At 32.9% G+C, this 3885-nt stretch carries 3 protein-coding genes and 1 pseudogene (1 of these 4 only partly in view); all 4 read right to left on the reverse strand.

The window, feature by feature from the left end; all coding sequences use genetic code 11:
• Window positions 1-267: 267 nt before the first annotated feature.
• Window positions 268-507: a hypothetical protein gene (locus tag A2255_08950; protein ID OGI23082.1), complete on the reverse strand. Its 240-nt coding sequence runs from the start codon at window positions 505-507 to the stop codon at window positions 268-270.
• Entirely contained in the window at window positions 504-1121 is a 618-nt protein-coding gene (locus A2255_08955) for a lipoyl(octanoyl) transferase (GenBank protein OGI23083.1), read from the reverse strand. The genes A2255_08950 and A2255_08955 overlap by 4 nt, the downstream gene beginning before the upstream one ends.
• Window positions 1122-1809: 688 nt before the next feature.
• Window positions 1810-3450: a phosphoglycerate dehydrogenase gene (locus A2255_08960; GenBank protein OGI23084.1), complete on the reverse strand. Its 1641-nt coding sequence runs from the start codon at window positions 3448-3450 to the stop codon at window positions 1810-1812.
• A gap of 139 nt (window positions 3451-3589) precedes the next feature.
• A pseudogene (locus A2255_08965) lies at window positions 3590-3885 on the reverse strand (septum site-determining protein); it runs 796 nt beyond the window's last position.

The raw sequence follows: 3885 nt of genomic DNA on the forward strand, positions 1-3885 counted from the left end.
TAAATCCAGTAACTTGGTTGGTTATTTGTTTAGAATTAACATTTTGTAGCCTATTAGAGGGCATTGTTGAGCTAAAACTTAACACACGCATAACTTACCTTCCTTCCCTATTAATATCAATCAGTTATATATCTAAAACCAGAACTTAATCGAAAATTGTGTTGGATACAAAAATTGGTTAATAAATATTAACTTTATTTTTTGCTTTGAGATTGATAATTAAGGGTCTATCCAAGAAATAATGCATATGTTAATTGGTATTATTTTTTAGGCTCTTTTGGGGATAAATACTTCGTCTAAAATCTTGAAATTTGAGATATTATCAATGATAAACGCTCTTACCTCATCTCTGTCATAATCCCATAAATAAAGCTTATCAGATGCACCTGTATGTTTAATCTCATGGGGTTCTCCAATTCTATGGGAATATCCCTTTCTCTCTGAATGATAATCAAACTCGACTACCCTTGTTTCTTCTATGGCCTTTTTTATATCATTTTGAATCATTTTATCTCCTCAGCAAAAATATCTAGAAATTTTTCTATCACTAAATTCTCTATATTTACTAATGATATTGAGGATTTTTTCAATTCTTTAATAGAGCTAATTAAATTGGAATTAAGTCCGCAGGGATTTATTTTTGAAAAGTTAGATAAATCCGGATTTACATTTAGAGCAAAACCATGCATTGTTATTCCTTTTTTAACCCCAATACCTATTGAAGCTAGCTTCTTATTATTTGCCCATACTCCTGTTAGCTTTTCAACTTTATAAGCTTGAATATCTATTTCTTTTAATACTTCAATAATTAAATCTTCTATTTTTCTTAAATATTGGTGCACATCAAGATTTTGAGATTTTAAGTCCATTATTATATAGCCAATTAGTTGGTCTGGGCCGTGGTAAGTTAAATCTCCACCTCGATTTATAATAATTATGGGGATATTTTTATCCAGGATATTATTTCTATCAGCTCCTTTTCCCATAGTGAATACAGGATAATGTTCTAATAAAAGAAGAAAGTTATCCTCAAGACCATCTTTTTTTAGTTTGACAAGATGATTTTGATATTCAAGAGCTTTTAAATATTCTATTTTCCCTAATTTCTTAATTTTCCACATTTTTATTTATTAGTGATCCCCAAAAGTAATTATTAGATAAAAAATAAAGATGAGAAGAAAGTTATGACGGAAAGTATCTTACGGATGCCGAAGCGTCAATAATGTCTTGTAGGACTTCTGTTTGAGCAGGCATAGCCGGCGAGTTAAGTCCGATATGGATTTTAGTCAATAATCGAGCTTCGAGTAGCCGTCAGGGTAAGTGGGTTTTTGTTTTTTTTGTACTTTTTCAACTATCTATTTTCTGCTATATCCTATATGGATCAATATAAAAAGGCATTAATATAGAGGATATTTACTTTTTCTTCCTTTTTGTTGTGGTAAAAAGGAAGAAAAAGTAACAAAAAGAAGGAAAAAACCTATTAATCATAACGGCTGTTCAGAACTTATATTGTTTCAGTCTGAGTTAGCCGAGCCAAACTCGCTTCGCTCAAACAAGGCTCTAATAGTATTTGTTGACGTTTCGACATCCGTAAGTCAAAGCAAGTCAGGGCTTTGCCCCGAACCCCATATATGAATTTATTTTTCTATATTAGGTATATATAAATGCAGGATTTACTCAACTTCTCCTAAATGTTGAAATAATCAAAATCGTTATCCTTTATAATTACTTATTCTTATATAAATTACAAATAATCAACCCCTGAGAGTTTATAATCAGGGGTTGATTATTGTGTTTATGATTTATTTATTAAACTAAAACTGCTTCCTGAATCTGTTCTATTGTTTTGTCAGGATTTAAACTGATATAAACAGCATCGTGGATTCCATTGATTTGCTTAATTTCTGATAACAGTTCATCTTTAACTATATCATCAGTGTTTATAATCATTATTGATGTGCAGCCTCCAATAGTTTCATCTTTTCTTGCTACTTGCATCATGCTGATATTGACATTATTATTGCCTAGGATCGCTGCAACCTTAGCAATCATACCGGGTTTATCCTGGTGGGGAACGATTAAGATATGATCTGCTAAAGCTATACTTGTATTATAATCATCAATTTGTACAATTCGTGGGGTTCTCTCAGCAATCATTGCACCGCATACTATGTGAGATTCAGTGTCAGTTTTTAGTTTGACTGTAATTAAACCAACATAATTGCCTGATTTTTCGGATTTGGAATCTACAACCTCAATTCCATTTGATTTTGCTATTATAGGAGCGTTTACGTAGTTTACTCCTTCGAGGTTATAAGAAAGAATTCCTTTTAATACAGCAACTTTTAATGGAGAGGAATCTACATTAGCTAAATCGCCTCTGGTTGTAATTTTAACTTTTTTAATGGCGCCGTTACTGATTTGTCTTACTAACATGCCGAGATTTTCAGCTAAATTCATATAATCTTTGACTGGTTCAAGTAATTCAGCTTTAAGTGCCGGAATATTTACAGCACTTCTTGCTGATTTGCCTTCTAAAACATCTCTTATCTGTTCAGCTACATCAATAGCAACGTTTACTTGAGCTTCTTCTGTACTTGCTCCAAGATGTGGAGTTAAAATTATGTCACCTTTGCAGCTTAAAAGAGGACTATTAGGGTCTATAGGTTCTTTCTCAAATACATCTATTGCTGCTGCTGCAACCTGTCCTGATTCAATAGCTTCTTTTAATGCTTGTTCATCCACAATACCGCCTCTTGCGCAGTTGATGATTTTTATTCCTGTTTTCATTCTGTTTAAAGTATTTCTATTGATTAAATAGGCTGTTTCTTTAGTTTTTGGCGCATGAATAGTAAGGAAATCACAAATTGGCCATAGTTCATCAAGATTTTTAATGTAAATTCCACCAAACTCTTCAACTTTTTCTTTTGTTATAAAAGGATCACATACTGCAACTTTCATTCCCATTGCTAGTGCAGCTTTTGCTACCCTTGCTCCAATTTTGCCAAAACCGATTATTCCAAGAGTCTTATTAAATACTTCACAGCCTGTGAGTTTTGATCTTTCCCATTTTCCTTGTTTAATAGACGCATCTGCTGCTGGAATATGTCTTGCCATAGAAAGCATCATAGCAACAGTATGTTCTGCTGCTGCTGTTGTATTGCCTTCCGGTGAATTAACTACAATAATACCTCTTTGGGTAGCTTCTTCTACATCAATATTGTCAACGCCAACTCCTGCACGACCTACTATTTTAAGTTTTTTACCAGCCGTTAGAATTTTAGCTGTGACTTTTGTCTGGCTTCTTACCATTAATGCATCGTATTCGCCGATTATTTCTGCCAGTTGGTCTTCAGGAAGTGTTTCCATATAAACTACTTCTGCTGCTTCAGATACGATTTTTCCGGCTATTTCATTGATCTTATCCGTAACTAAAACTTTGTATGCCATTTCATAATCTCCTATAAAAACAAGGTCTCAATAAGAATATTATATTCCTATGCTTTGATTTTACAAAATATTCTTAGCTTAAATATTAGTACTTTAAATAAATTTTAAGCTCCCTGGTCAAGGAGCTTAAAATAAAATATTACATTTGCATCATCGTTGTAATTAGAGCTTCTGTTCCTGCTCCTTTTTTAAATTTATATCCTAATTTATACAGACTCATTTCAAGGGCTCCAACTGAAGCAATCATGTCTCTCTCACTGACAAAACCAAGGTGTCCCATTCTGAATATTTTACCTTTTAATTGTCCCTGACCGTCAGCTACTACTATGTCAAAATCATTTTTCAGGGTTTTTCTTATATCAGCAACACTGATTCCTTCAGGAGGTAATATAGCTGTTATTGCGTTACTTGCAATTTCATCATCTTCTACAAACA

The sequence above is a fragment of the Candidatus Melainabacteria bacterium RIFOXYA2_FULL_32_9 genome (genome assembly GCA_001784615.1).
GTDB lineage: Bacteria > Cyanobacteriota > Vampirovibrionia > Gastranaerophilales > UBA9579 > UBA9579.